General features: G+C 68.2%; 21 protein-coding genes. 14 read left to right on the top strand and 7 right to left on the bottom strand.

Annotated elements, in window-relative coordinates:
• Positions 1–173: 173 nt before the first annotated feature.
• Positions 174–2066 carry an AAA family ATPase gene (locus tag ACFVM3_RS02620; protein WP_378434895.1) on the top strand — a complete coding sequence of 631 codons (1893 nt, stop codon included), beginning with the start codon at positions 174–176 and terminating at the stop codon, positions 2064–2066.
• Here the strand turns inward: ACFVM3_RS02620 and ACFVM3_RS02615 are convergent.
• The 3 genes from ACFVM3_RS02615 to ACFVM3_RS02605 form a co-directional block, all read right to left on the bottom strand.
• Entirely contained in the window at positions 2044–3132 is a 1089-nt protein-coding gene (locus ACFVM3_RS02615; protein WP_378434893.1) for a hypothetical protein, read from the bottom strand. The genes ACFVM3_RS02620 and ACFVM3_RS02615 overlap by 23 nt on opposite strands.
• Before the next feature lie 128 nt (positions 3133–3260).
• On the bottom strand, positions 3261–3701 hold the full coding sequence (locus ACFVM3_RS02610) for a hypothetical protein (protein WP_378434891.1): 441 nt from the start codon (positions 3699–3701) through the stop codon (positions 3261–3263).
• 114 nt (positions 3702–3815) lie between these two features.
• Positions 3816–4190, bottom strand: coding sequence for an FKBP-type peptidyl-prolyl cis-trans isomerase (locus ACFVM3_RS02605; protein ID WP_378434890.1), 375 nt, complete (start codon positions 4188–4190; stop codon positions 3816–3818).
• A 141-nt stretch (positions 4191–4331) separates the two neighbouring features.
• Here ACFVM3_RS02605 and ACFVM3_RS02600 point away from each other — a divergent pair, with 141 nt between their 5' ends.
• From ACFVM3_RS02600 to ACFVM3_RS02580, 5 genes are all read left to right on the top strand, one after another.
• The gene (locus ACFVM3_RS02600) at positions 4332–7565 is read left to right on the top strand and encodes a penicillin acylase family protein (protein ID WP_378434888.1); all 3234 of its coding nucleotides are present in this window, start codon (positions 4332–4334) and stop codon (positions 7563–7565) included.
• Positions 7566–7588: 23 nt separating this feature from the next.
• Positions 7589–8629 (top strand): trans-sulfuration enzyme family protein, encoded by a 1041-nt coding sequence (locus tag ACFVM3_RS02595; RefSeq protein ID WP_378434886.1) that lies wholly within the window; start codon positions 7589–7591, stop codon positions 8627–8629.
• Between the two features lie 9 nt (positions 8630–8638).
• Positions 8639–8971 (top strand): hypothetical protein, encoded by a 333-nt coding sequence (locus ACFVM3_RS02590; RefSeq protein WP_378434885.1) that lies wholly within the window; start codon positions 8639–8641, stop codon positions 8969–8971.
• A 450-nt stretch (positions 8972–9421) separates the two neighbouring features.
• Positions 9422–10090 carry a hypothetical protein gene (locus tag ACFVM3_RS02585; RefSeq protein ID WP_378434884.1) on the top strand — a complete coding sequence of 223 codons (669 nt, stop codon included), beginning with the start codon at positions 9422–9424 and terminating at the stop codon, positions 10088–10090.
• A gap of 3 nt (positions 10091–10093) precedes the next feature.
• On the top strand, positions 10094–10696 hold the full coding sequence (locus ACFVM3_RS02580; RefSeq protein ID WP_378434882.1) for a class F sortase: 603 nt from the start codon (positions 10094–10096) through the stop codon (positions 10694–10696).
• A gap of 73 nt (positions 10697–10769) precedes the next feature.
• Here ACFVM3_RS02580 and ACFVM3_RS02575 read toward each other — a convergent pair whose 3' ends face one another.
• Positions 10770–11816, bottom strand: coding sequence for a patatin-like phospholipase family protein (locus tag ACFVM3_RS02575; protein ID WP_378434881.1), 1047 nt, complete (start codon positions 11814–11816; stop codon positions 10770–10772).
• A gap of 30 nt (positions 11817–11846) precedes the next feature.
• The gene (locus ACFVM3_RS02570; RefSeq protein ID WP_378434879.1) at positions 11847–12590 is read right to left on the bottom strand and encodes a FadR/GntR family transcriptional regulator; all 744 of its coding nucleotides are present in this window, start codon (positions 12588–12590) and stop codon (positions 11847–11849) included.
• A 60-nt stretch (positions 12591–12650) separates the two neighbouring features.
• Between ACFVM3_RS02570 and ACFVM3_RS02565 the strand changes: the two genes are divergently transcribed.
• The 8 genes from ACFVM3_RS02565 to ACFVM3_RS02530 are packed head-to-tail and all read left to right on the top strand — an operon-like array spanning position 12651 to position 20964.
• The gene (locus tag ACFVM3_RS02565) at positions 12651–14141 is read left to right on the top strand and encodes an ABC transporter substrate-binding protein (protein ID WP_378434877.1); all 1491 of its coding nucleotides are present in this window, start codon (positions 12651–12653) and stop codon (positions 14139–14141) included.
• Positions 14138–15082 carry an ABC transporter permease gene (locus tag ACFVM3_RS02560; RefSeq protein ID WP_378434875.1) on the top strand — a complete coding sequence of 315 codons (945 nt, stop codon included), beginning with the start codon at positions 14138–14140 and terminating at the stop codon, positions 15080–15082. The genes ACFVM3_RS02565 and ACFVM3_RS02560 overlap by 4 nt, the downstream gene beginning before the upstream one ends.
• Complete coding sequence (locus ACFVM3_RS02555) at positions 15082–15894, top strand: ABC transporter permease (protein ID WP_378434873.1); 813 nt, start codon at positions 15082–15084, stop codon at positions 15892–15894. The genes ACFVM3_RS02560 and ACFVM3_RS02555 overlap by 1 nt, the downstream gene beginning before the upstream one ends.
• Positions 15891–16637 carry an ABC transporter ATP-binding protein gene (locus ACFVM3_RS02550; RefSeq protein WP_378434871.1) on the top strand — a complete coding sequence of 249 codons (747 nt, stop codon included), beginning with the start codon at positions 15891–15893 and terminating at the stop codon, positions 16635–16637. The genes ACFVM3_RS02555 and ACFVM3_RS02550 overlap by 4 nt, the downstream gene beginning before the upstream one ends.
• The gene (locus ACFVM3_RS02545) at positions 16634–17404 is read left to right on the top strand and encodes an ABC transporter ATP-binding protein (protein WP_378434869.1); all 771 of its coding nucleotides are present in this window, start codon (positions 16634–16636) and stop codon (positions 17402–17404) included. Before ACFVM3_RS02550 ends, ACFVM3_RS02545 begins: the two co-directional genes overlap by 4 nt.
• Entirely contained in the window at positions 17397–18818 is a 1422-nt protein-coding gene (locus ACFVM3_RS02540) for an aldehyde dehydrogenase family protein (RefSeq protein WP_378434867.1), read from the top strand. Before ACFVM3_RS02545 ends, ACFVM3_RS02540 begins: the two co-directional genes overlap by 8 nt.
• Positions 18815–19573: an SDR family NAD(P)-dependent oxidoreductase gene (locus ACFVM3_RS02535; protein WP_378434865.1), complete on the top strand. Its 759-nt coding sequence runs from the start codon at positions 18815–18817 to the stop codon at positions 19571–19573. Before ACFVM3_RS02540 ends, ACFVM3_RS02535 begins: the two co-directional genes overlap by 4 nt.
• An 11-nt stretch (positions 19574–19584) precedes the next feature.
• Positions 19585–20964 (top strand): amidase, encoded by a 1380-nt coding sequence (locus ACFVM3_RS02530; RefSeq protein WP_378434864.1) that lies wholly within the window; start codon positions 19585–19587, stop codon positions 20962–20964.
• 175 nt (positions 20965–21139) lie between these two features.
• On the opposite strand, the gene ACFVM3_RS02525 is transcribed toward ACFVM3_RS02530, so the two are convergent.
• Complete coding sequence (locus ACFVM3_RS02525) at positions 21140–22000, bottom strand: HpcH/HpaI aldolase/citrate lyase family protein (protein WP_378434862.1); 861 nt, start codon at positions 21998–22000, stop codon at positions 21140–21142.
• On the bottom strand, positions 21997–23067 hold the full coding sequence (locus ACFVM3_RS02520) for an HpcH/HpaI aldolase/citrate lyase family protein (RefSeq protein ID WP_378434860.1): 1071 nt from the start codon (positions 23065–23067) through the stop codon (positions 21997–21999). The genes ACFVM3_RS02525 and ACFVM3_RS02520 overlap by 4 nt, the downstream gene beginning before the upstream one ends.
• Positions 23068–23148: the final 81 nt, after the last annotated feature.

The following is a 23148-nucleotide window of genomic DNA, read 5'->3' as shown; positions in this document are numbered from 1 at the left end:
GACACGACGGTTGCAAGCGGTCTGACTTCCGCTCGCGTGGGATGGATTCGCGTGGCGGGGCGGTCACTTCCGGTAAGGTCGGCGGCTCACCGTGGGGAGGGGTGAGCGTGAACGAGCCACATTTCGGTGGGCAAGGCCACAGTTCGAGGGATGTTCCACGCCAGGTCAGGGCGGTGACCAAGTACTACACCAACTACGAGGACCAGCTCCGCCGGCTCGACGAGGTCTTCTGTCCGGAGAATCGCGCCGAAGGGCCGGTCATCGCCTACGTGACCGGACCGCCCGGCAGCGGCCGCAGCACCCTTTGCCGCAAGTGGGTGAACGACCAGGGGAAGGGCACCTTCCCTGACGGAACCTTCTATATCGCACTCGCGCTGGCGGCTGAGCGGGCGTCGGACGCTCTCGAAGATCTGTTGCGCGCGGTCGGGTACCGGCCGGACGAAATCCCGTCTGGCCTGGAGGCGCGGTCGGCGATGTGGCGCAGCTGGAGCTACGGAAAGAAGATCGCGCTCATCATCGACAACGCCCTGCTGCCGGCCGAGATCGCGCCGCTGATCCCCGGTGTGGGGCCCGCCGTGGTCCTCGTCGTCGCCAGTGGCGAGACCCGCAAGCTCCGGACCGGGTACCCGGGCGAACGTGTGCGGATCGATCCGTTGACCAAGGAAGCCGCCCGGCTGTTGCTCGGCCGGATGATCGGAACGGACCGGCTCGAGGCCGAATCCGGCCAGATCGATGAGCTGATCGGACTCGGCGCCCGATTGGCGGGCCCGCTCACCGTGCTCGGGGGCCTGCTCGAAGAGGAACCCGCCGCAGAAACTCTTCGTCGGATCGAGCGCAAGGGAAGCATGCTCGACGCTCTCGAGTTCGCTCCGGTTTTCGATGCCGCGTACGACTTGCTTTCGCCGCTTTGCCAAGCCTGCTACCAGGTGCTCGGGGCCCATCCGGGAGACGGCGCGGTCGCTGTGCGCACCGTCGCGGCCGTCGTCGGCGAGGGCGAGTTCGAGGTCTCCGACGCGCTTAAGGAACTGACGAGACGGCATCTCGCTCAGGAGGTCGCGGACAACCGGTACCTGATCGCGGGCAGCCTCGTCCGGGATCATGCGGCGACGAAGGCCGACGACGAACTACCACTGAGGATCGTTTCCGCCTATCGCGGTGCGGGGCTCGCGGCGGAGGCAGCGTTGCCCAACCGTGGCTGGATGGCGGAGATATGGCCACAGCTCGCGGTCGAGCCGTCGGACGGCAAGGCTGCGAGGGAATGGCTCGACGTCGAGCGCGAAAACCTGGAAGCCGTGGTCGAGTTGACTTACCGGCTGGGAAAGCACCAGTGGGTCTGTCAGTTCTGCCTGGTGCTGTGGTCTGTGCATCTCAAGGGTGAACACTCCGGTGAGATGGTCCGCGTGAACGATCGCGGGATCGAAGCCGCCCGCGCGTGGGGCAATGATCTCGCTGCCGCCGTGATGACGTTCCAGCTGGGCTTCGCCTATCGGCAGGCTTATCAAGCGGGATTCGCCGTTGCCCGGTTCCAGGAGTCGATCGACTTCGCGAGCAAAGCCGGTTCCTCCGCCGCGCTGGCGACGGCCATCGAGTCACTGGGGCTGGCGAAACTCGACCTCGGTGAGCCTGTCGAGGCGGAGGCACTCTTTCGGCGAGCTCTCGAATTGGCGAAGCAGATCGGGAACGGGCGCCGGGAGGCGGTCGCCTGTTTTCATCTGGCGAAGGTCCGTCCGCCGTCGGAGGCGCTCGAACTGCTCGACGCCGCCGAGGCGATCTTGGGTGCTGAGCACCTCAACCAGGTCAAGATCGCCTTGTGGCGAGGCAAGAAGCTGGTGGAGGACGGGGCCTATGCGGACGCGGACGCTGTTCTGACCGAGACACTCGCTTTGGCGACCGAACGATCCTTCAACCGCGAACGGGCCGAAGTCAACGAAGCGTTGGGCGACTCGGCGTTCGCGACCGATCGACCCGCCGACGCACGTGCCTACTGGGAATCGGCGAAGGAGATCTACTACTTCTACGGCTTCACCCCGGACCGCGATCGGGTCAGCGCGAAGCTCGCACAGTGACCTTCGCCGAGTAAGTCGTCGAGCCGCGACGCAAACGGAGTTCTGTCGGCGCGGCCCCGGCGTCGAGCAGGACATAGAGGACGGAGACGAACGCGGGGTCGGCGTTGTCGATCCGGAGCAGGAGACCGTCGCGGGTTTCGACCCGCCATTCGTCTTCGCTCGCCCGGATGGCCGCGGCCCGGCAGCCGGGTAGCGCTCGCAGTGTCGCGGCGGTCCAGGTGTCCGGGTCGTGGGCGATGTCGGGCCGTATCACGACTTCCGCCAGCCGCAGCAGCGCGATGTCCGGCTCGTCAGTGCCGACGACGAGATGGCTGTCCGCCCTGCCGAGCGTTCGTTTCGACCGTCCGCAGACCGGGAAACGCGACAAGGTGGCCGTCCCGTCGGCGGCGAACGACACTTCGGCCGCCCACGCCCTCGGATTCGGGGGAGCGATGTCCGGGACGGGAAGGGCCTTCAGCGTCGGTGGGCTGGGCGGCGGTGTCAGGCCGATCGCCGAGTACCAAAGGTCGCGAAGCAGATCCGCGGCCTTGCCGGGCACGGAGGTCGCGAGTTCGGTGATGTCCGCGTACTTCCCCGGTCGATGCGAGTCGATGACGTCGTCGAGCTGTGTCCGCGAATCCAGTCTGGGCGCCGTCCGCAGGAGGAGCGCGATCGGGGAATCAGGGTGGACGGTCTCTTCCGGAGCGGAACCCAGAATGATCGGCGTATCGAGGCAGGCGGAATAGAAGGTGACGGAACCATGGTCGCCGATCGTCAGATCGGCGGCGACGAGAGCCGGACGCCAGAGATCCTCGTCCTCGAGGATCAGGACACCTGCCCGTGCGCAGTCGTCGAGCCACATTTTCGTCTGCCATGGCGAATGGCCCCGGACGATATTGGGATGCAGGGCGACGGCAAGCCGGTACGAATCGTGCGCGAGCTCGTGAGCGAGTTTCAGAACCAAGGACGTGTTCGCGCCGAGCAGCGATGACGCGCCCCATGTCGACGAAACGACCACCAACCTTTGGTGCTTTTCGAGGCCGAACGCCTGCCGGTACGTCTCGCGAAGTGGTGTGCTCGCTCGCATTCTGTCGAGGCAAGGGTCGCCGGCGACGACAGCGCGTTCAGCGGCCTCGGGGCAGGCGACGCGCAGTCGGTCCAGTTGTTCCTCGTGGGAAAGAACGATATGGGTGGCGACCACCTCGCCGTCGTGCATCAGCCAGGGGGCGGAAAGTCCGAATACGTTTCCGGTTTCCGGTTTCCGGTTTCCGGTTTCCGGTTTCCGGTTTCCGGTTTCCGGTTTCCGGTTTCCAAGAATTTATTATAACCCATTCCGTGTGGAATGACGATGAGCGGCGCGTTGATTTCGTGCAGGTCGCCCCCGTAGCTCGCCGAAATCGCCGAGTCGAAACGGGTCCGGATCGCGCGGCTCCACGGCAAGGTGGTCACGCCGCGCGCCGCGAGGTACTCGGAGGTGCCGTCGGTGAAGGCGCTGGAACCAGGGCAGGTGAAGACGACCTGGACGCGAGGGTCACCCGCGAAGAGTTCGAGGACGTCGAACAGCCGGGTGGCGGCGGTGACGTTGTGCACGACAGCGAGGACTGTCCGCTCGGTGGCGACCGTCCTCCACTGTGGAGAGAGGGGGACAGTGGGCACGAAGGGCGATGCTACCCATCGGCGAAGGTCGAGTTCAGAAGCTCGTGGTGCCGTGTAGGTCACCCCGGCTCCCCGGCGGAGCGGTCCGCCGGGGCCGGGTCTTGATGAAACAGGTCAGTTCACGCCGACGAGGTCGACGACGAAGATCAGGGTCTCGTTCGGCTTGATGACGCCGCCGGCGCCGCGTTCGCCGTAGGCCAGGTGTGGCGGGATGACCAGCTTGCGACGGCCGCCGACCTTCATCCCGGCGACACCCTGGTCCCAGCCGGGGATGACCTGACCGGCGCCGAGGCCGAAGCGGAGCGGCTCACCGCGGTCCCACGACGCGTCGAACTGGTCGCCGGTCGAGTGCGAGACGCCGACGTAGTGCACCGAAACGGTGTCGCCGGCCTTCGCCTCCTGGCCCTCGCCGACGGTGATGTCGGACTTCTCCAGGTCGGACGGCGCGGGGCCCTCCGGGCGGTCGATCTGGGGCTTCTCCAAAGGCATGCCCACAAGCTACATCCGCTGGTCCTGGGTTCGCAGGGCGAGTGTTCCGCCGAACGGTGGCAAGAACGCGAATAGTCTTCACAAATTTGCATACCCGTGGGTAGTGTGCGCCTCGTCACTCTCCGACGACGGAGGTCTTTCATGCGACGAGGCATACGGGTCTTGACGACGCTGGCGGGGCTGACGCTGGTGGCGGGCACCGTCCCGGCACTTCAGGCGAACGCCGCGGAAACACCACCGGACTCGGTGGTGGCGGCCGCGCTCGACGACTACTGCGGCGGCCAGTGCGGTGACATCCTCCCGCCCGGCACCAAGGGGAACGCCACCCTCGCGGAGATACTGGCGCACAAGGCGTTCGGCACCCGGCCCGCGCATTCGGCCGATCAGCTCGGCAAGTACGCCTCGCTCGCGGACGGCTACAAGACGCTGACCACGGACAAGATCAACCAGTTCTTCAACGACGCCTCGTTCGGGGTGCCGTCCGGCCAGGTCGAGAGCACGATCAAACCGCGGTCGGACGTGACGATCACCCGCGACAAGGCGACCGGCGTGCCCCGGATCGTCGGCACGACGCGGCCGGGCACGATGTACGGCGCCGGATACGCCGCCGCGCAGGACCGCCTGTGGCTGATGGACATCATGCGCCGCGTCGGCCGCGGCCAGCTGACCTCGTTCGCCGGTGGTGCCCAGGGCAACCGCGAACTCGAGCAGAGCTTCTTCTCCTCGGCGCCGTACACCGAACAGGAACTGCAGAAGCAGATCGACAACGCCGCGGCCAGCGGCCCGCGCGGCGCACAGGGCAAGGCCGACGCCGAGGCCTACGTTCAAGGCGTCAACAAGTACATCGCCGACGCGCACGGCGGCCGCTACTTCCCCGGCGAGTACGTGCTCACCGGGCACGTCGACGCGATCACGAACGCCGGGACCATCGAGCCGTTCAAGCTCACCGACCTCGTCGTCCTCGCCGCGGTCGTCGGAGCGCAGTTCGGTGCCGGCGGTGGCGGGGAGGTGCAGAACGCCATCGCGAAGCTGGCGATGCAGGAGAAATACGGTCTCGAACAGGGCGACAAGGTCTGGCGGAGCCTCCGCTCCGAGGACGATCCCGAGACCGTCAAGACGCTCCACAATGGACAGACCTTCGACTACGGCAGGGCGCCGTCGAATCCGCAGGGCGCCGCGATGCCGGACAAGGGTTCGGTCACCGGGCAGCAGCTGGTCTTCGATCCGACCGGTTCCGCCGGGACGGCGACCCCCGCCAAGGTGGACGTTCCCGCACCCGAGGAGCAGAAGGCCGTCCGCGGCATCTTCGACGACGGTGTCCTGCCGGGCAACATGCTGTCGGAGAAGCACGGCATGTCCAACGCGCTGGTGGTCTCCGGCGCGAAGACCGCGAGCGGTCACCCGATCGCCGTCTTCGGCCCGCAGGCCGGCTACTTCGCGCCGCAATTGCTGATGCTGCAAGAAATCCAGGGTCCGGGCATCAGCGCCCGCGGCGCCTCGTTCGCGGGGATCAGCATGTACGTGCTGCTCGGCCGCGGCAAGGACTACTCGTGGAGCGCGACGTCGGCGTCGCAGGACATCGTCGACACCTACGCCGTCGAACTGTGCGAGCAGAACGGTTCCGCGCCGACGAAGAACTCCAACTTCTACCGGTTCCGCGGCCAGTGCCTGCCGTTCGAGATCGTCGAACGCAAGAACGCCTGGAAGCCCACCGTCGCCGACGGCACGGCCGAAGGCTCGTACACCCTGCGCAGCTTCCGCACCAAGTACGGTCCGGTGACGAGCCGGGCGCTGGTCGGCGGCAAACCGGTGGCGTACGCGTCGCTGCGGTCGACGTTCCAGCACGAGATCGACACGATCATCGGCTTCCAGAAGTTCAACGACCCGGACGCGATCAAATCCGCGCGGGACTTCCAGGCCGCGGCGGCCGACGTCAACCAGACCTACAACTGGTTCTACGCCGACTCGCGTGACGTCGCGTACTTCAACTCCGGCTCGAACCCGGTCCGCAACCCGAACGTCGACCCGGCCATGCCGGTGAAGGGCGACGCCGGATTCGACTGGCAGGGCTGGAACCCCGACGGCAACCTCGCGAACTACACGCCGTCGTCGCAGCATCCGCAGTCGATCAACCAGGACTACTACATCAGCTGGAACAACGCGCAGGCCAACGGCTACGCGGCCAGCGGCGCGGACAAGAGTTCCGTGCACCGCGGTGATCTGATCGACGCGCGGGTCAAGAAGCTGATCTCCAGCGGCACCAAGGTAACGCGCGTGAACCTCACACAGGCCATGGAGGAGGCCGCGCTCGCCGACCTCCGCGCGGAGAAGGTGCTGCCGGAACTGTTCAAGGTGATCGACAAGGCGCCGGTGACCGGTCCGGCCGCGGACGCGGTGGCGAAGTTGAGGACCTGGCTCGCCGCGGGCGGTCTGCGTTCGGAGACCTCACCGGGCAGCAAGACCTACGCCAACGCCGACGCGATCCGCATCATGGACGCCTGGTGGCCCCTGCTGGTGAACGCCCAGTTCAAACCCGGTATGGGTGACGCCTACGGCCCCATGGTCGGGGTGCTGAAGATCAACGAGTCACCGTCGGGCTGGCAGAACGAGGTTCCCGGCAAGCACGTCGGCCAGTCGCACGCGGGCTCGTCGTACCAGGCGGGCTGGTGGGGCTACGTGCACAAGGACATCCGTTCGGTGCTCGGGCAGAACGTCGCCGGTCCGCTCGCCGTGAAGTACTGCGGTGGCGGCGACCTCAACGCCTGCCGCCAGGTGCTGCTCGACTCGCTGACTCAGGCGGCCGCGCAGCCGGCCAACACCGTGTATCCCGGTGACGGCGACTGCGCCGCTGGCGACCAGTGGTGCGCCGACACGATCATCCACCGCGCGCTCGGCGGCATCACGCAGGACAAGATGAGCACGCAGAACCGGCCGACCTTCCAGCAGGTCGTGGAGTTCCCGGCGAAACGCGGTGACAACATCGCGAACCTCGCCACCGGCCGCTCGGTGAGCGCGACCAGCCACGAAACGGGCTGGTACAACTCGCCGCCGTCCAAGGCCATCGACGTCGACTTGTCGACACGCTGGGCGAGCGATTGGAGCGACAACCAGTCGATCACCGTGGACCTCGGCTCGGTGCAGCGCGTTTCCCGCGTGGTCCTGCGGTGGGAATCGGCGTACGGCAAGGCGTACAAGGTGCAGGTCTCGTCCGACGGGACGAACTGGCGGAACGTGGCGTCCATAGTGGACGGAGACGGCGGGCAGGACAACGTCGCCTTCGAAGCCGTGGACGCCCGTCATGTCCGGATGGCCGGTGTCCAGCGCGGGACGAAGTACGGCTATTCCCTTTACGAGTTCGAGGTGTACGCCCACTAGCGGCGGAAGGTTACGGTGGCGGGGTGGACACGAACGACTGGTCACCCCGCACCCTCGCCGTCGCCGCCGGACGCCCGGAGGGCCCCGGCGAACCGCTGAACGTGCCGATCGTCGCGGCGAGCACCTTCGACGCCGGCGCCGACCGCGCGTATTCGCGGGAGGACGGCACCCCGACCTGGGAAGCCCTCGAAGCCGCGATCGGCGCGCTCGAAGGCGGGCACGCCACCGCGTTCGCCTCGGGGATCGCGACGCTCAGCGCCGTCGTCGACACCCTGCCGGTCGGCGCGAAGGTCTGCGTCCCGACGTTCTCCTACGCGGGATCGCGGGGTCTGCTCGCGCACGCGCAGCGCACCGGACGCCTGGTGGTGACCGAGATCGCGCCGGACGACACGGACGCGTGGGTCGCCGCCGCGGACGCCGACCTGCTCTGGCTCGAATCGCCGACCAACCCGACACTCGACGTCATCGACATCGAGACGATCGCCGCCGCCGCGAACGGCCTGGTCGCCGTGGACAACACGTTCGCCACCCCGCTCGGGCAGCGGCCGCTGGACCTCGGCGCCGACATCGTCGTGCACAGCGCGACGAAACTCATCGGCGGCCACAGTGATCTGCTGCTCGGCCTGACCATCGCGGCCGACGAAGGCGTCGCGAAGGACCTGCGCGACGCGCGCACCAGGTTGGGCGCGACGCCGGGAGCGCTCGAAGCGTGGCTCGCGCTGCGCGGGCTGCGGACGCTCCCGGTCCGCCTCGCCGAGCAGACGCGCACGGCCGCACTGCTGGCGGCGCGCCTGGTCGACCACCCGGCCATCACCCGGGTGCGTTATCCCGGCTCCGGCACGATGATCGCGTTCGAACTCCCGGACGCGGAGACCGCGGACAAGGTCATCGGTTCGCTGCGGCTGATCCGCGCCGCCACCAGCCTCGGCGGCGTGGAGAGCCTGGTCGAGCGCCGGGCCTGGCTGGCAGGCGACGCCCACGTGCCCGCCGGGCTCGTCCGGTTCAGCGTCGGGCTCGAAGATCCGGAAGATCTCTGGACGGATCTGGCCTCGGCGCTCGGTTAGCTTGAGCACGTGGACGAGACGAAACCGCCCCGGCGGCTCGGTCAGTTGCTGTGGGGCCTGTTCTGGCTCCTGGTGCTCGGCTTCCTCGCGATGGTCGCGGCGGGCCTGCTGGCCGAGCTCGCGGCGTCGCCCTGCCCGAGTGACACGATCTGGGCCTGCGCCGCCGAAAACCGGACCTTCGCCACCTTCCTGCCCGCGATCGGGTTCGGCCTCGGCCTCCTGGTCGCGGTGGCAGGCGGAGGCCGGGCGGTGCGGAACCGGACGTCGCCGACGCCCTGGCTGTTCGGCGCGGGCCTCCTCGGTGTGCTCTCCCTCGCCGTGGCCCTGTTCCTGGTGTTCTGATCGTGACCTTCGGGTTGCCGGGCACCGGCTTCCGGCCGTAAATGGTCAGTACTTCACCGAAAGGTAGCCCGAACGTGTGAACCGGTCGGTGACAAGGGTGCGGAGAGTCTTCGAAAAAGGGGGATCCGGCCAGGGAGACGGGTGATTCCCGGCGGTTTCACGGCCGGGAAAAAAATACTTCCGCACCGCAACCGATCCGGCCCTCCGGGTGTTAACATTCCCTTCGTCGCCGCGAGATTCTCCTTCTGCTGAGCGACTTGGGTCCTTGTATCGAGCAAGGAAATACCGGCGTTACCGGTTTCCTCAGTGGTTCTTGTCACGACTTTTCGGCTACGGCCCCGCCGTGCTTTTCCGGCAGGATCACGCTGTCACCCGAACGTGGGATTCCTTTCGGGTGGTCTCAGGGTGGGGGTCACCCTGTGTTGCGATGTTTTCCACTGGGAGATCATTTTGAAGAAGACGTTGGGCCGCCTCGCGGGCGCGGTCCTGGCCGGCGCGGTCATCTCGCTGGCCGTGACGCCGGTCGCGATGGCGCAGACCGAGACGACGACCACGCCTCCGGCTCCGTCGAGCGAGACTTCGTCCTCGACTCCGGCCGCGCCGTCCTACTCGGGCGGCAAGGTGACGACGGAGACGAGCGCCCCGGCCTCGTCGTCCTCGCAGGAGCCGACGCCGACCAGCAGCGGCAAGCCGACTTCCGGCAAGCCGTCGCCGACCTCCACCTCGGAGAAGCCGACCACCACCACCGCCCCGCCGGAGGAGCCCTACGTCGACAACGTCGGCGCCGGGTACATCGGTGAGAACGGTTACGGCGCGCTGGTCATCGCCTGCGAGTCGGGCGAGCCGTCGAACGTTTCGGCGCCGGACTTCGACACCGTGTACGGCAACCAGGCCGAGGACGACGGCCGGTACTGGGTCTACATCGTGAAGGTCAAGAAGTCCTTCAAGGGCAACTCCAGCACCTTCACCTGGACCTGCGACGGCAAGCCGGGCAAGGCCGACATCGAGTTCGAGACGGCCATCGGCGGCGGCGCGGCCACCCCGGGCAAGCCGGAGAAGCAGGTCAAGTACGCCCCCAAGGGCGGCATCGAGACCGGTTTCGGCGCCACCGCGGCCTGATCGATGTCGATGAATTTCCTGAGGCGGGGTGGCCGCGCGGTCGCGGCCACCCTGGTCCTTTCCCTCGCACTGACCGGGTGCGGTTCCGAAGATCCGGCGCCCGCGGCGCAGCAGGCACCGGCGGAATCGACCGTCCCGGTCACGAAGCCCTTCAGCGGCACCAGGCCGACGAACGTGAAGATCCCCAAGATCGGCGCGGAGTCGAACCTGATCGCCGTCGCGGTCAACAAGGACGGCAAGATGGCCGTCCCTTCGGCGAAGAAGCCGATGCAGGCCGCCTGGTACCAGCTTTCCCCGGTGCCCGGCGACGTCGGCCCGGCGATCCTGCTCGGCCACGTCGACGGCAACAAACAGCCGGGCATCTTCCACAAGCTCAAGGACGTCAACCCGGGTGACGAGGTGCTCGTCGACCGCAGCGACGGCAAGAGCCTGAAGTTCGTGGTCGAGAAGAAGGACCAGGTTCCCAAGGACCAGTTCCCCGAGGAAGCGGTCTACGGCAACACGGACAAACCGCAGCTGCGGCTGATCACCTGTGGTGGTGTCTTCGATCAGGAAGAGCACAGCTACAAGGACAACGTGATCGTCTACGCGAACCTGGTCGCCTGACGAGTGCTATGAAAGGACCTTTCCTTGCAAATTTGGCAAGGAAAGGTCCTTTCATAGCATCGGGAGGACCCGCTCAGCCCAGGCCCGCGGCCGGGAACGGGAACCCGTCGGGAGCCACCGCCTCGGTGTCGACCCACTTCCGCATCCCCGCGTCGCACGCCGCGTAACCCCAGTTGATCAACCGCTCCTGCAGCACTTCCGGCAGCTTCGTCAGACGCGTCCGGGTCTCCGCCAGCTTGTGCGTGAGATCTACGGGCGCCTTCAGTGAATCCTTGAGCTCGAAGTTCTCGAGATCGACATAGGAACCCCAGTAGGCGCCACTGAAATCCTTCTCCACATAGGACTTCAGCAGCGCGCCCCGCCGCAGCTCGCGCACCTGGTTGTCGATCACGTCGAGGACGCGCAGCAGTTGCCGCCCCCAGTCGCGAGGGATCTTCCGCCTGACCTTCATCCGCTTGCCCGCGTCGCTGACCAGCACCGTCGCGTGGCCCTCGACCGGGTCCAGGCCGAGGTTGTCGTAGACGCCGGCGTCGCTCAGCACGATCTTGCGTTTCCGGTCCTCCGAATGCGGGTCTTGGATCACGACGGGCGAAAGCATCGGCGGGAACGCCGAAGACGCGGCCACCGCGGTCGCGAGCGGGATGTTCCCGTGCGGCCCGTTCTGCCGGAAGAACCACCACAGCGCGCCGTCCTGGAGGTTCGTCGCGGTGAAGACGAACTGCGGGCCGCCGGGGTCGATGTCCTTGAGACAGCAGTCGCCGAACAGGTGCTTCGCGTACACCCGCGCGAGTTCCTCGCCGGCGCTCCGCCAGGGAATCGCCATGGCCAGCAAGGTCACCGGGATGTCGAGCCGGGTGCGCGCGAGATTTCGCACCGGTGCGACGACCTTGTCGTGGAAGTTGTCCGCGACACCGTTTTCGAACTTCAGGTCCGACCACGCGTACGCGAGCACGCCCGCGGCGATCGAGCCGCCCGAGACGCTCGAGAACGTCGAGATCTTCGACAGCCAGCCGAGTTCGTTGAGCCGCCACAGTGCCCCGGTGTGGAACAACATCGCGCGGTAACCGCCGCCGGACAGCGCGAGACCGACACCTTGGCGCGCTGTCGAAGGCTTCTTCATATCCCCCACCTGAGCGAGTGTAGAGGCGGGTCAAGCAAGCAGGGGCCGCAAGAGGCGACGTTGCTCCTCGGGGACGTATTCGGCGTAGTTGTCGTACAGGGCTTGCTTCGCCAGCCTCGACGCACGCTCGCCGTCGGAGTCGCGGATCGCGCCCAGTACCTCTTCGTGGTGTGCCAGCCAGTTGCGCATCAGCGCAGTCCGGTCGTCGGCGTGCTCCAGCTTGTCCTCGATGAGCTCCAGGACGACCCCGCGGACGACCTCGCCGCTGATCACCAGCAGCGGATTCCCGGTCGCGCGGGCGATGGCCTCGTGGAACGCGACGTCCGCGTGGGAGAACTCCGCGAAACCCTTCGAGACGCCCTCGCGCATCGCCTCCAGCGCGGTGTCCAGCTCGGCGAGATGGTCTTCGGTCCTGAGCTGCGCGGCGAGCAGATGTGCGGAACCGTCGAGGACCATGCGGAACTGCAACAGCTCGGACAGGCCGATGTGGTCGGCGCGCGCGAGCCGGTGCATCGACCGGTGCAACGCGGCGGGGGAGGCGGCCAGGACTTCGGGCCCGCGCGGGTCGCCGGGGCGCGAGCGGATCATCTCCGCCGCCTGCAGCACACGCAGCGCCTCGCGCACGGTCGAGCGGCCGACGTCGAACTGCACCATCAGTTCGCGTTCGCTCGGCAGCCGGTCGCCCGGTTTGATCCGGCCGCTGAACACGGCTTCCTCGATCTGCTCGACGACACGCTGGTACGCGCGGACAGGGGCGATCGGCTCGAATTCCATCTTGACCCTGCCGTCTCGTCTGGTTTACTGGTCAGACCAGTCTACCGGTCAGGGGGCAGGATGAAAGCCCGGATTCACGCGGCGGTGGCAGCGTTCCTGCTGGTGGTGTCCGGCTGCAGCGCGGGATCGAGTGCCACGGTGGCCAAGGATCCCGGCACCCTCGCCATCGGCTACACCGCCGAACCCGCGAACTTCGACTTCACCCGCACGGACGGCGCCGCCATTCCGCAGGCCTTGCTCTACAACGTCTACGAGGGCCTGGTGAAACTCGACGCGGACGCGAAGATCGTGCCGCTGCTGGCCGAATCGTGGACGATCTCGGAAGACCGCAGAACCTACGACTTCAAGCTCCGGAAGAACGCGAAGTTCAGCGACGGGGCACCGTTCACCGCCGAGGACGTCAAGTTCTCGCTGATGCGCGTGAAGACCGACTGGACCGTGTCGATCAAGTCCACAATGGACGTGGTCGACCGGGTCGACGTCGTGGCGCCGGATCACGCGCGTGTCGTGCTCACGAAACCCAGCAACGGCTGGCTGTTCAGCCTCACCAGCCGCCTCGGCGCGATGTTCAGCCGCACCGGTGTCGCGGATCTGGCGAACAAACCGATCGGCACCGGGCCGTACACGGTGTCCTCGCGCAGGCGCGGCGATTCCATCGTGCTCAAGCAGAATCCCGCGTACTGGGGCAGGAAACCGGCGTACTCGACGGTGGTCCTCAAGTACATCAAGGATCCGACGGCGCTCAACAACGCCTTGCTCAGCAACGGGATCGACGTCATCTCCGCGATCACCGTGCCGGATTCGATCCCGCAGTTCCAGAGCGACGACCGGTTCACCGTCGTCGAAGGCACGACCAACAGCGAGGTCACGCTCGCGTTCAACAACGCGCGCCCACCGCTGAACGACGTCCGCGTGCGGCGAGCGCTGTCGTACGCCATCGACCGGAAGGCCTTGCTGGACACGGCTTGGGGCGGCCGCGGCACGCTCATCGGCAGTATGGTCCCGCCGACGGACCCCTGGTACGAGGACCTTGCGAACGCGTACCCGTTCGATCCCGCGAAGGCGAAAGCGCTGCTCGCGGAAGCGGGCCAGCCGAATCCGACACTGCGGCTGAGGATTCCCAACCTGCCGTACGCCGTCTCGTCCGCGCAGGTGGTGGCGTCGCAGCTGGCTGACGTCGGGGTCACGGTGACGATCGAGCCGCTGGATTTCCCGGCGGTGTGGCTCAAGCAGGTCTTCACCGACCGCGACTACGACCTGTCGATCATCCAGCACGTCGAGGCGCGCGACATCGTGACCTTCGGCAGGCCGAAGTACTACTGGGGTTACGACAGCAAGCCCGTCCAGCAGAACCTGGCGAAGGCCGACGCCGGAACGCCCCAGGAGCAGGTCGACGCGATGCGCCAGGTCGCGCGGCGGCTGTCCGAAGACGCCGCCGCGGACTGGCTCTTCCTGTTCCCCAACGTGATCGTGGCGAAGAACAAGGTGACCGGGTTCGTCCGCAACCAGGTCAGCGAGTCCTTCGATCTCACGGGATTGGCGCCGCGATGACGGTCAAGGTGCTCCGCCGACTCGGGATCCTCGTGGCCAGCGTGCTGGTCGCGTCCATCGTGGTGTTCCTGTTCATGGCCGTACTGCCGGGCGATCCGGCGCAGGTCGCGCTCGGCGTCAACGCGACGCCGGAGCTGGTCGCGAAGACGCGCGCCGAGTTCGGCATCGACAGGCCGTTGGTGACGCAGTACTTCGACTGGATCGGCGGTGTCCTGCAAGGCGACTTCGGCCGCTCGTACGTCACGCGCGAGGAGATCGGGCCCGCGCTGACCGACCGCCTCGGCGTGACGTTGTGGCTGGTCGGGGCCGGGATGCTGGTGGCGCTGCTGATCGCCGTCCCGGCCGGGACGTTCGCCGCGGTGCGGCACCGGAAGGCCGACGGCACCGCGCTTTCCGGGCTGTCGCAGATCGGCGTCGCGATCCCCGCGTTCCTCGCCGGCATCATCCTGGTGCAGATCTTCGCGGTGCAGTTGCGCTGGCTGCCCTCCGGCGGCTGGACACCGCCCGTGCAGGACCCTGGCGAATTCCTCCGCGGCCTGGTCCTGCCCGCGCTGTCGCTGGGGCTCGTCCAGGGCGCGGTGCTCACGCGCTACGTCCGGTCCGCGGTGCTCGACACGCTGGGCCAGGACTATCTGCGCACGGCACGGTCCAAGGGACTGCGGCCGTTCCCGGCGCTGTTCCGCCATGGTCTGCGCAACGCCGCCGTGCCGGTGGTGACGGTGCTCGGCCTGCAACTGTCGACCCTGCTGATCGGCGCGGTCGTCGTCGAGCGCGTGTTCGTCCTGCCGGGGCTGGGCAGCATGCTGCTCGACTCGGTGGCGTCGCGGGATCTGTTGTCCGTGCAGGGGATCGTGCTGGTCCTGGTGGTCGGCGTGCTGCTGGTGAACTTCGTGGTCGACGTCCTCTACACGGTGCTCGACCCGAGATTGCGGGGTTCCTGATGCGTAGCCGCACTCTCGTCGTCGGTGGCGTGCTCGTCGCGCTGATCGTGGTCGCCGCGCTGCTTTCGTTCGTGTGGACGCCGTTCGACCCGGTGAAGGTCGACGCGGCCAACCGCCTGCACGACTTCAGCGGCGCCAATCCGCTGGGCACCGACAGCTTCGGCCGTGACGTGCTGAGCCAGCTCATGGTCGGCGCGCGGACCACGCTGTACGTCGGTGTGGTCGCGGTCGGCATCGCCGCGCTGATCGGGACGCCGCTGGGCATCCTCGCGGGGATGTCGTCGCGCTGGCTCGGCGAGTTCGTCATGCGGGTCAACGATCTCGTGCTCGCGTTCCCCGCGTTGCTGTTGGCGATCATGTTCGGCGCGGTGTTCGGGGCGGACACGCTGACCGCGATGGTGGCGATCGGCATCGCGACCATCCCGTCGTTCGCGCGGATCGCGCGGTCGGGGACGCTGCAGGTGATGAGCAGCGAGTTCGTGCTGGCCGCGCGGTCGGCCGGGCGCTCGCGGCTGAACATCGCGGCGCGGCACGTGCTGCCGAACATCTCCGGGCTGCTGATCGTGCAGGCGTCGGTGTCGTTCGCGATCGCCGTGCTCGCGGAGGCGGCGCTGTCGTTCCTCGGGTTCGGCACGCGGCCGCCGACGCCGTCGTGGGGGCGGATGCTCCAGGAATCGCAGATGTTCCTGACCCTGCACCCACGGCTCGCACTCGTGCCCGGCGTCGCGATCGCCATCGCCGTCCTCGGCTTCAACCTGCTCGGTGACGGCCTCCGCGATCGTCTCGACCCCCGATTGGCGGCGCGGCTATGACCCTCGAAGTGCACGGTCTCGGCATCTCCGGGCTGGTCCGCGACGTCTCGTTCGGCATCGCGCGCGGTGAGCGGGTCGGCCTGATCGGCGAGTCGGGTTCCGGGAAGTCGTTGACAGCGCTGTCGATCATGGGCCTGCTGCCCGAAGAACTCGCCGCGTCCGGCTCGGTGGAACTCGACGGACGCGAACTGCTGGGCGCGCCGGAGAAGGAACTGTCGCGGCTGCGCGGCAACGAGATGTCGATGGTGTTCCAGGAACCGATGACCGCGCTGAACCCGGCGATGCGGGTCGGCGCGCAGGTGGCCGAACCGATGCGGATCCACCGCAACGGGGGGAAACATCGCGAGGCGGCCGAGGCGTTGCTGGAGTCCGTGGGGCTGCCCGGCGTCGCTCGAGCGTATCCACATCAGCTCTCGGGCGGGCAGCGGCAGCGTGTCGTCCTCGCGATCGCGCTGGCCAACGATCCGAAGCTGCTGATCTGCGACGAGCCGACGACGGCGCTCGACGTCACGGTGCAGGCGCAGATCCTGGAGCTGATCCTCGACGGCGTCCGGGAGCGGGAGAGCGCGCTGCTGTTCATCACGCACGACCTCGCCGTCGTGGCGTCGGTCTGCGAGCGGGTGCTGGTGATGCTGGACGGCGAGATCGTCGAAGCGGGCACCACCCGCGAGGTGCTGACCTCACCGAAGCACGAGTACACGAAGAAGCTTTTGGCCGCTTCGGATCTGGAGGCGAGCCGATGATGATTTCGGTCAGGGGCCTGGAACGCCGCTACACGCGACGCGACGTCCATGCGCTGCGCGGAGTCTCGTTCGACGTCGCGGCAGGTCAGCGGTTCGGTATCGTCGGCGAGTCGGGTTCGGGAAAGTCCACTTTGGTCAGATTGCTGGCCGCGCTCGACAAGCCGACGGCGGGCAGTGTCTCGTTCCAAGGCCGGCGCATCGACACCCTGCCCGAACGCAAACTCGGCTTCCTGCGGTCGGAACTGCAGATCGTCTTCCAGGATCCGATGGGTTCGCTCGATCCGCGGATGCGGGTGCGCGACATCATCTCCGAACCCTTGGGGCGGCGGGATCCCGCACGGGTTTCGGAGCTGCTGAAGGCGGTCGGGCTGCCCGAAGACGCCGCCGGCCGCTACCCGCACCAGTTCTCCGGCGGGCAACGGCAACGCATTTCGATCGCGAGGGCGCTCGCGCCGAATCCGAGCGTCCTCATCGCGGACGAACCGGTGAGCGCGCTCGACGTCTCGGTGCGGAAGCAGATCCTCGACCTGCTCGCGTCGCTGGTCGAGCTGTACTCGCTGACGCTGATCTTCGTCTCGCACGATCTCGGCGTGGTGCGGCACGTCTGCGACCGGGTCGCGGTGATGCGGCGCGGCGAGATCGTCGAGATCGGCGACGTCGACCAGGTCTACGACGCGCCGGAACACGAATACACCAGGGAACTGCTGGCGGCCGCGCCGAATCTGCGGGCCGAGCTGGCAAGGCTGCGGGGAGGGGACGATGGCTGAGTATCCGGAAGGGCTGCCGATCGGCGACGGCTGGGTGTCCACTATGGACACATTGCCGGTGGAGTTCCCGTACGACGGGAGCGAGATCGGCCGGGCGCCGGTCGGGACGCCGGAGCTGGCCACGCGCGCGATCGACGAGGCCGTCGCGGTGTTCAAGCAGGTCGCGGCCCTGCCGTCGCGGACCCGGCGGTCGCTCCTGAACGACGTCGCCGCGGCTCTGGAAGCACGACGCTCCGAATTCGAGCAGCTTCTGGTTCTCGAAACCGGCAAGCCGCTGGTCGACTGCCGGGTCGAGGTCGCGCGCACGATCGTCACCTGGCAGGCCGCCGCCGAGGAGGTCTCGCGGCTGCACGGCGAGACCGTGCCGCTCGACCTGCTGCCGTCCGGCGACGGGCTGGTCGGGTTCTGGAAACGCAAGCCGATCGGTGTCGTGGTCGGTATCGCCGGGTTCAACTATCCGCTGTTGCTGGCGTCGCACAAGATCGCGCCCGCCATCGCCGCGGGCTGCCCGGTGGTGGTGAAACCGGCGCCGCAGACGCCGTTGGCGACGTTGTGGCTCGTGCATCTGGTGCGCTCGCTGACCGATCTGCCCGCGATGGTCCAGCTGGTCACCGGCGACGCCGCCGTCGGCTCGGCGCTGGTCACGGACCGGCGGGTCGGCGCGGTGTCGTTCACCGGATCCGCGCTGGTCGGGCACCGGATCGCGCGCGACGCCGCGCCCACGAAGACGTTGCTGGAGCTGGGTTCCAACGCCGCTCTGGTGGTCGCCGAGGACGCGGATCTCGACGCGGCCGCGGACGCCGTGCTGCGCGGCGGGTTCTACGCGTCCGGGCAGGCCTGCATCTCGGTGCAGCGGGTCCTGGTCGTCGACGCGGTCGCCGAGGAGTTCACCGAACGGGTGCTGGCCAGGCTCGGCGAGGTCGTCATCGGTGACCCGAGAGACGAGAAGACGCGGGTCTCGGCGCTGATCGACCCGGGGTCCACGAGGCGCGTCCAGGAGTGGGTCGACAAAGCGACTTCGGCCGGTGCGCGGCTGGTCGGCGGCGGTGTGGAGGGCACGGTGATCCGGCCGGCCGTGCTGCTCGACGTGCCCGACGGCCTCGAATGCTGGGACGAGGAGATCTTCGGCCCGGTCGTCTGTATTCGTCGGGTGTCCTCTGTGGACGAAGCGTTCGACGCGGTCAACGCGTCGCGCTACGGGCTGCACGCCTCGGTGTTCAGCACGTCCTTGAAGACCGCGTTCCGCGCGCTCGACGAACTCGAAGTCGGCGGCGTGGTGGTCAACGAGGTACCCGGGTTCCGGTCCGACACCATGCCGTACGGCGGCGTGAAGGATTCCGGCATCGGGCGGGAAGGGCCGCGGTTCGCGGTCGAAGAACTGACCGTGACGAGGATGGCGGTGCTGCGCCCGTGAGCTACGAGAACCTGTTCCGGCTGGACGGAAAGCGAGCCGTCGTCCTCGGCGGTGGCAGCGGGATCGGCCGCGAATCCGCGAAGGCGCTGGCCGCGCACGGCGCTGAGGTGATCGTCGCGGACCGCGATGTCGCCGCCGCCAAGGAAACCGGCGTTGGCGAGGCGTACGAGATCGACCTGCTCTCGGACGGTGCGGCCGCGCGGGCGGCGGCCGAACTCGGCGAGATCGACGTCGTCGTGCTGACCGCCGCGACCAACGTGCGCAAACGGCTGCTGGAGTACACACGCGAGGAATTCGATCGGGTGATCGCGCTGAACCTCGGCGCCACCTTCGAGGTCGTCCGCGCGTTCGGCGCCGGAATGGTCGACCGCGGGCGGGGGAGCATCATCGGGTTCTCCTCGATCCGCGGCACCACCGTCGAGCCTGGTCAAGGCCCGTACGCGGCGACGAAAGCCGGACTGGTGCAGCTGTTCCGCACGGCCGCGGCGGAGTTCGGCCCGGCCGGGGTACGGGTCAACGCGATCGCGCCCGGCGTCGTCGAGACTCCGCTGACCGCCCAGATCAAAGCGAATCCGGCCTGGTACGACGCGTACGCGACCAAGGGCGCGCTCGGCCGATGGGCGCGTCCGGACGAACTCGCGGGCGCCGTCGTCTACCTGGCGTCGGACGCGTCGTCGTTCGTCACCGGCTCCGTGCTGGCGGTGGACGGCGGCTGGACCGCAGTCGATGGCCGCTTCGAACCACCCGCGACGTGAGGAGCCTGTCCGTGCCGGAGTTGCCTGATCTGACCGCTGTCGAACTGGTCGCGCAGTACCGTGCCGGGACGCTGTCGCCGGTCGAGGTCACCGAAGCCGTCCTCGCCCGCGTCGAGGTACGCGAACCCGAACTGCACGCGCTCTACGCGTACGACCCGAGCGGCGCGCGCGAAGACGCGAAGGCGTCCGAAAGCCGTTGGCACGCCGGGGAACCGCTCGGCCCGATCGACGGCGTTCCCTTGACGCTCAAGGAGAACATCGCGACCCGCGGTACCCCGGTCCCGCTCGGCACGGCTGCCACCTCGCTGGCGCCGGCGCCCGAAGACGCCCCGGCGGGCGCTCGCGTGCGCGAGTCCGGCGGAGTCCTGCTGGGCAAGACGACCATGCCGGACTACGGGATGCTGACGTCCGGGCTGTCGAGTTTCCACACCGCGTCGCGGAATCCGTGGGACACCACGCGCACGCCCGGCGGCTCCAGCGCCGGTGCCGGTTCGGCGGCCGCCGCGGGTTACGGCCCGCTGCACGTCGGCACCGATATCGGCGGCTCGATCCGGCTGCCCGCCGGCTGGTGCGGCCTGGTCGGGCTGAAGCCGAGTTTCGGCCGGGTGCCGGTGGATCCGCCGTTCCTCGGCCGCGTCGCCGGGCCGATGACGCGGACCGTGGCCGACACCGCGCTGCTGATGAGCGTTCTGTCCGGTGTGGACGATCGCGACCACCTCTCGCTGCCTGCGTCCTCTGTGGACTGGGCGTCGCTGTCCTGCGAGGTCAAGGGGCTGCGGATCGGGCTGCACCTCGACCCCGGCGTCGGGCTTCCGGTGCTGCCTGAGACGATCGCCGCCGTCACCGAAGCCGCCCGTGCCTTCGAGGCCGCGGGTGCCGTGGTCGAGCCGGTTTCCCCGTTCCTGCGCCGCGAAATGCTCGACGGCCTCGACACGTTCTGGCGCGTCCGGGCCTGGTCGGACATGTCCGCGCTGCCCGAAGACCGCCGCGCGAAGGTCCTGCCGTACATCGCCGACTGGGCCGCCGGCGGCGCCGACGTCAGCGGTGTCGACGCCTACCGCGGTTTCGCGCAGATCGACGCCATCGCCGTCGCGACCCTGCGCGCGACCGAACGCTTCGACGTCGTCCTGTCACCGACCTGCCCGGTCTCGGCCCCGCCCGCCGAGTGGCCGTCGCCGACCAACGACCCGCGCCGCCCGTTCGAACACATCGCGTTCACCGTGCCGTACAACATGTCCGGCCAGCCCGCGGTGTCGATCAACTGCGGCTACACGAGCGACGACCAGCCCATCGGCCTCCAGATCAGCGGCCGCCGCTTCGCCGACCTCGACGTCCTTCGCGCCGCTGCCGCCTACGAAACCCTTCGCCCCACTCCGCGCCCCTGGCCCTGACCCGCGTTTAGTCCTCTGAATGCGGTCCTTGCGTGTGCAACTACCGCATCCAGCGGACTAAACGCGTCAGTTGCTTTGCCGACCGGCAACAGAAAGCGTGAGCTGAAGGACGCTTTCCCCGCATACGACGTGGGTAAAGCGCCCTTCACCGCGTCTTATGCGGGTATGGCGTCCTTCAGCTCCCGCCGCCGATCGCTTCGGCCAGCGCCAGGATCCGCCGCGCGTTGTCCACGTGCAGGTTCTCGATCATCCGCCCGTCCACGGTCACGACGCCCTGCCCGGCCGCCTGTGCCTCTTCGAACGCCGCGATGATCTTGCGCGAGCGCGTGATCTCCTCCTCCGACGGCGCGAAGATCCGGTTGCACGGCTCCAGTTGCGCCGGGTGGATCAGCGTCTTGCCGTCGAAGCCGAACTGACGTCCCTGAACGCATTCCGCCTCGAAGCCTTCGAGGTCCTTCACGTCGTTGTAGACGCCGTCGAGGATCGCCTTGCCGGTCGCCCGCGCGGCCAGCAGCGCGAGCGAAAGCCCGCCCAGCAGCGGCGCGCGGCCGGGGACGAACTCGGCGTGCAGTTCCTTCGCCAGGTCGTTCGTGCCCATGACCAGCACGGTCAGCCGTTCGGACGCCGACGCGATCTCCTCCGCGTGCAGCATCGCGACCGGCGTCTCCACCATCGCCCAGATCTTCGTGTGGTCCGGCGCGCCGCCGAGTTCCAGTGCGCGCTCGATGTTGTGCACCTCGGCGGCGGAGTTCACCTTCGGCACCACGATCGCGGCCGGACCCGCCTGCGCGGCGGCGCGGAGGTCGGCGTCGTGCCATTCGGTGTCGAGGCCGTTCACGCGGATGGTCACCTCGCGCGAGCCGTACTCCTTCGACGACGCGGCCGCGCAAACGCGTTCACGCGCGGCTTCCTTCGCGTCGGGCGCGACGGCGTCTTCGAGGTCGAGGATCAGCCCGTCCGCGTCCAGCGTCTTGGCCTTTTCCAGCGCTCTTTCGTTCGCGCCGGGCATGTAGAGGACGGAACGCCGGGGGTTCATTCGGAAGCCTCCTTCGTGGCCGCGTCGTACGCGGCGGCGAGTTCAGGATCGTCCGCGGCGAGCGCGTCCGCGAGTTCGGCGACCACCCGGCACTGCTTCACCGAAGCGTCGTCCTGCATCTTCCCGTCGATCATCACCGCACCGGTGCCATCACCCATCGCGGCGATCACGCGGCGTGCCCAGGCGACGTCCTCGGGCGAGGGCGAGAACACCCTCTTGGCGATGTCGATCTGCACCGGGTGCAGGCTCCAGGCGCCCACGCAACCGAGCAGGAACGCGTTGCGGAATTGGTCCTCGCAGGCCACGACGTCGCGGATGTCGCCGAACGGCCCGTAGTACGGCAGGATCCCGTTCGCCGCGCAGGCGTCGACCATCCGCGCGACGGTGTAGTGCCACAGGTCCTGCTGGTACGTCGTGCGTCCCGCGTTCAGGTCTTCACCGGTCGGGTCCGTGCGCACCAGGTAACCGGGGTGCCCGCCACCCACCCGGGTGGTCTTCATCCGGCGGCTCGCGGCGAGGTCGGCCGGGCCGAGCGAGATGCCCTGCATCCGGGGGCTCGCGCCCGCGATCTCCTCGACGTTCGCGACGCCGCTGGCGGTCTCCAGGATCGCGTGCACCAGCAGCGGTTTCGTCAGGCCTGCCCGCGCCTCGAGCTGCGCGAGCAGCCTGTCGACGTAATGGATGTCCTGCGCGCCTTCGACCTTCGGCACCATGATCACGTCGAGTTTGTCGCCGATCTCGGTGACCAGCGTGATCAGGTCGTCGAGCACCCACGGCGAGTCGAGGCTGTTGACGCGGGTCCACAGCTGCGCCTTGCCGAAGTCGGTCGACTTCGCGATGGAGACGAGCCCGTTCCGCGCGGCCTCCTTGCGGTCGGCGCGCACGGCGTCTTCGAGGTTCCCGAGCAGGACGTCGACCTTCTTGGCGATATCCGGGACCTTGGCGGCCATCTTCTCGTTGCCGGGATCGAAGAAGTGGATCATCCGCGAAGGAGGTACGGGGATCTGGCGGAGCGGTTCCGGCGCCCCCACCGCGAGCGGGGCGAAGAAATCCTTCGGCGAACGCATCGTTCCTCCATCGCAACGGGCTAAGTGACCGACGAGTAACCCTAAACCCGGAAGGCGGGGAACCGCTGCGGCGCAGCTCAC

Source organism: Amycolatopsis sp. NPDC057786 (assembly GCF_042797905.1).
Classification (GTDB): Bacteria; Actinomycetota; Actinomycetes; order Mycobacteriales; family Pseudonocardiaceae; genus Amycolatopsis.
Note: the sequence above shows the minus strand (reverse complement) of the source record. Positions and strands in the feature narration are given on the sequence as shown.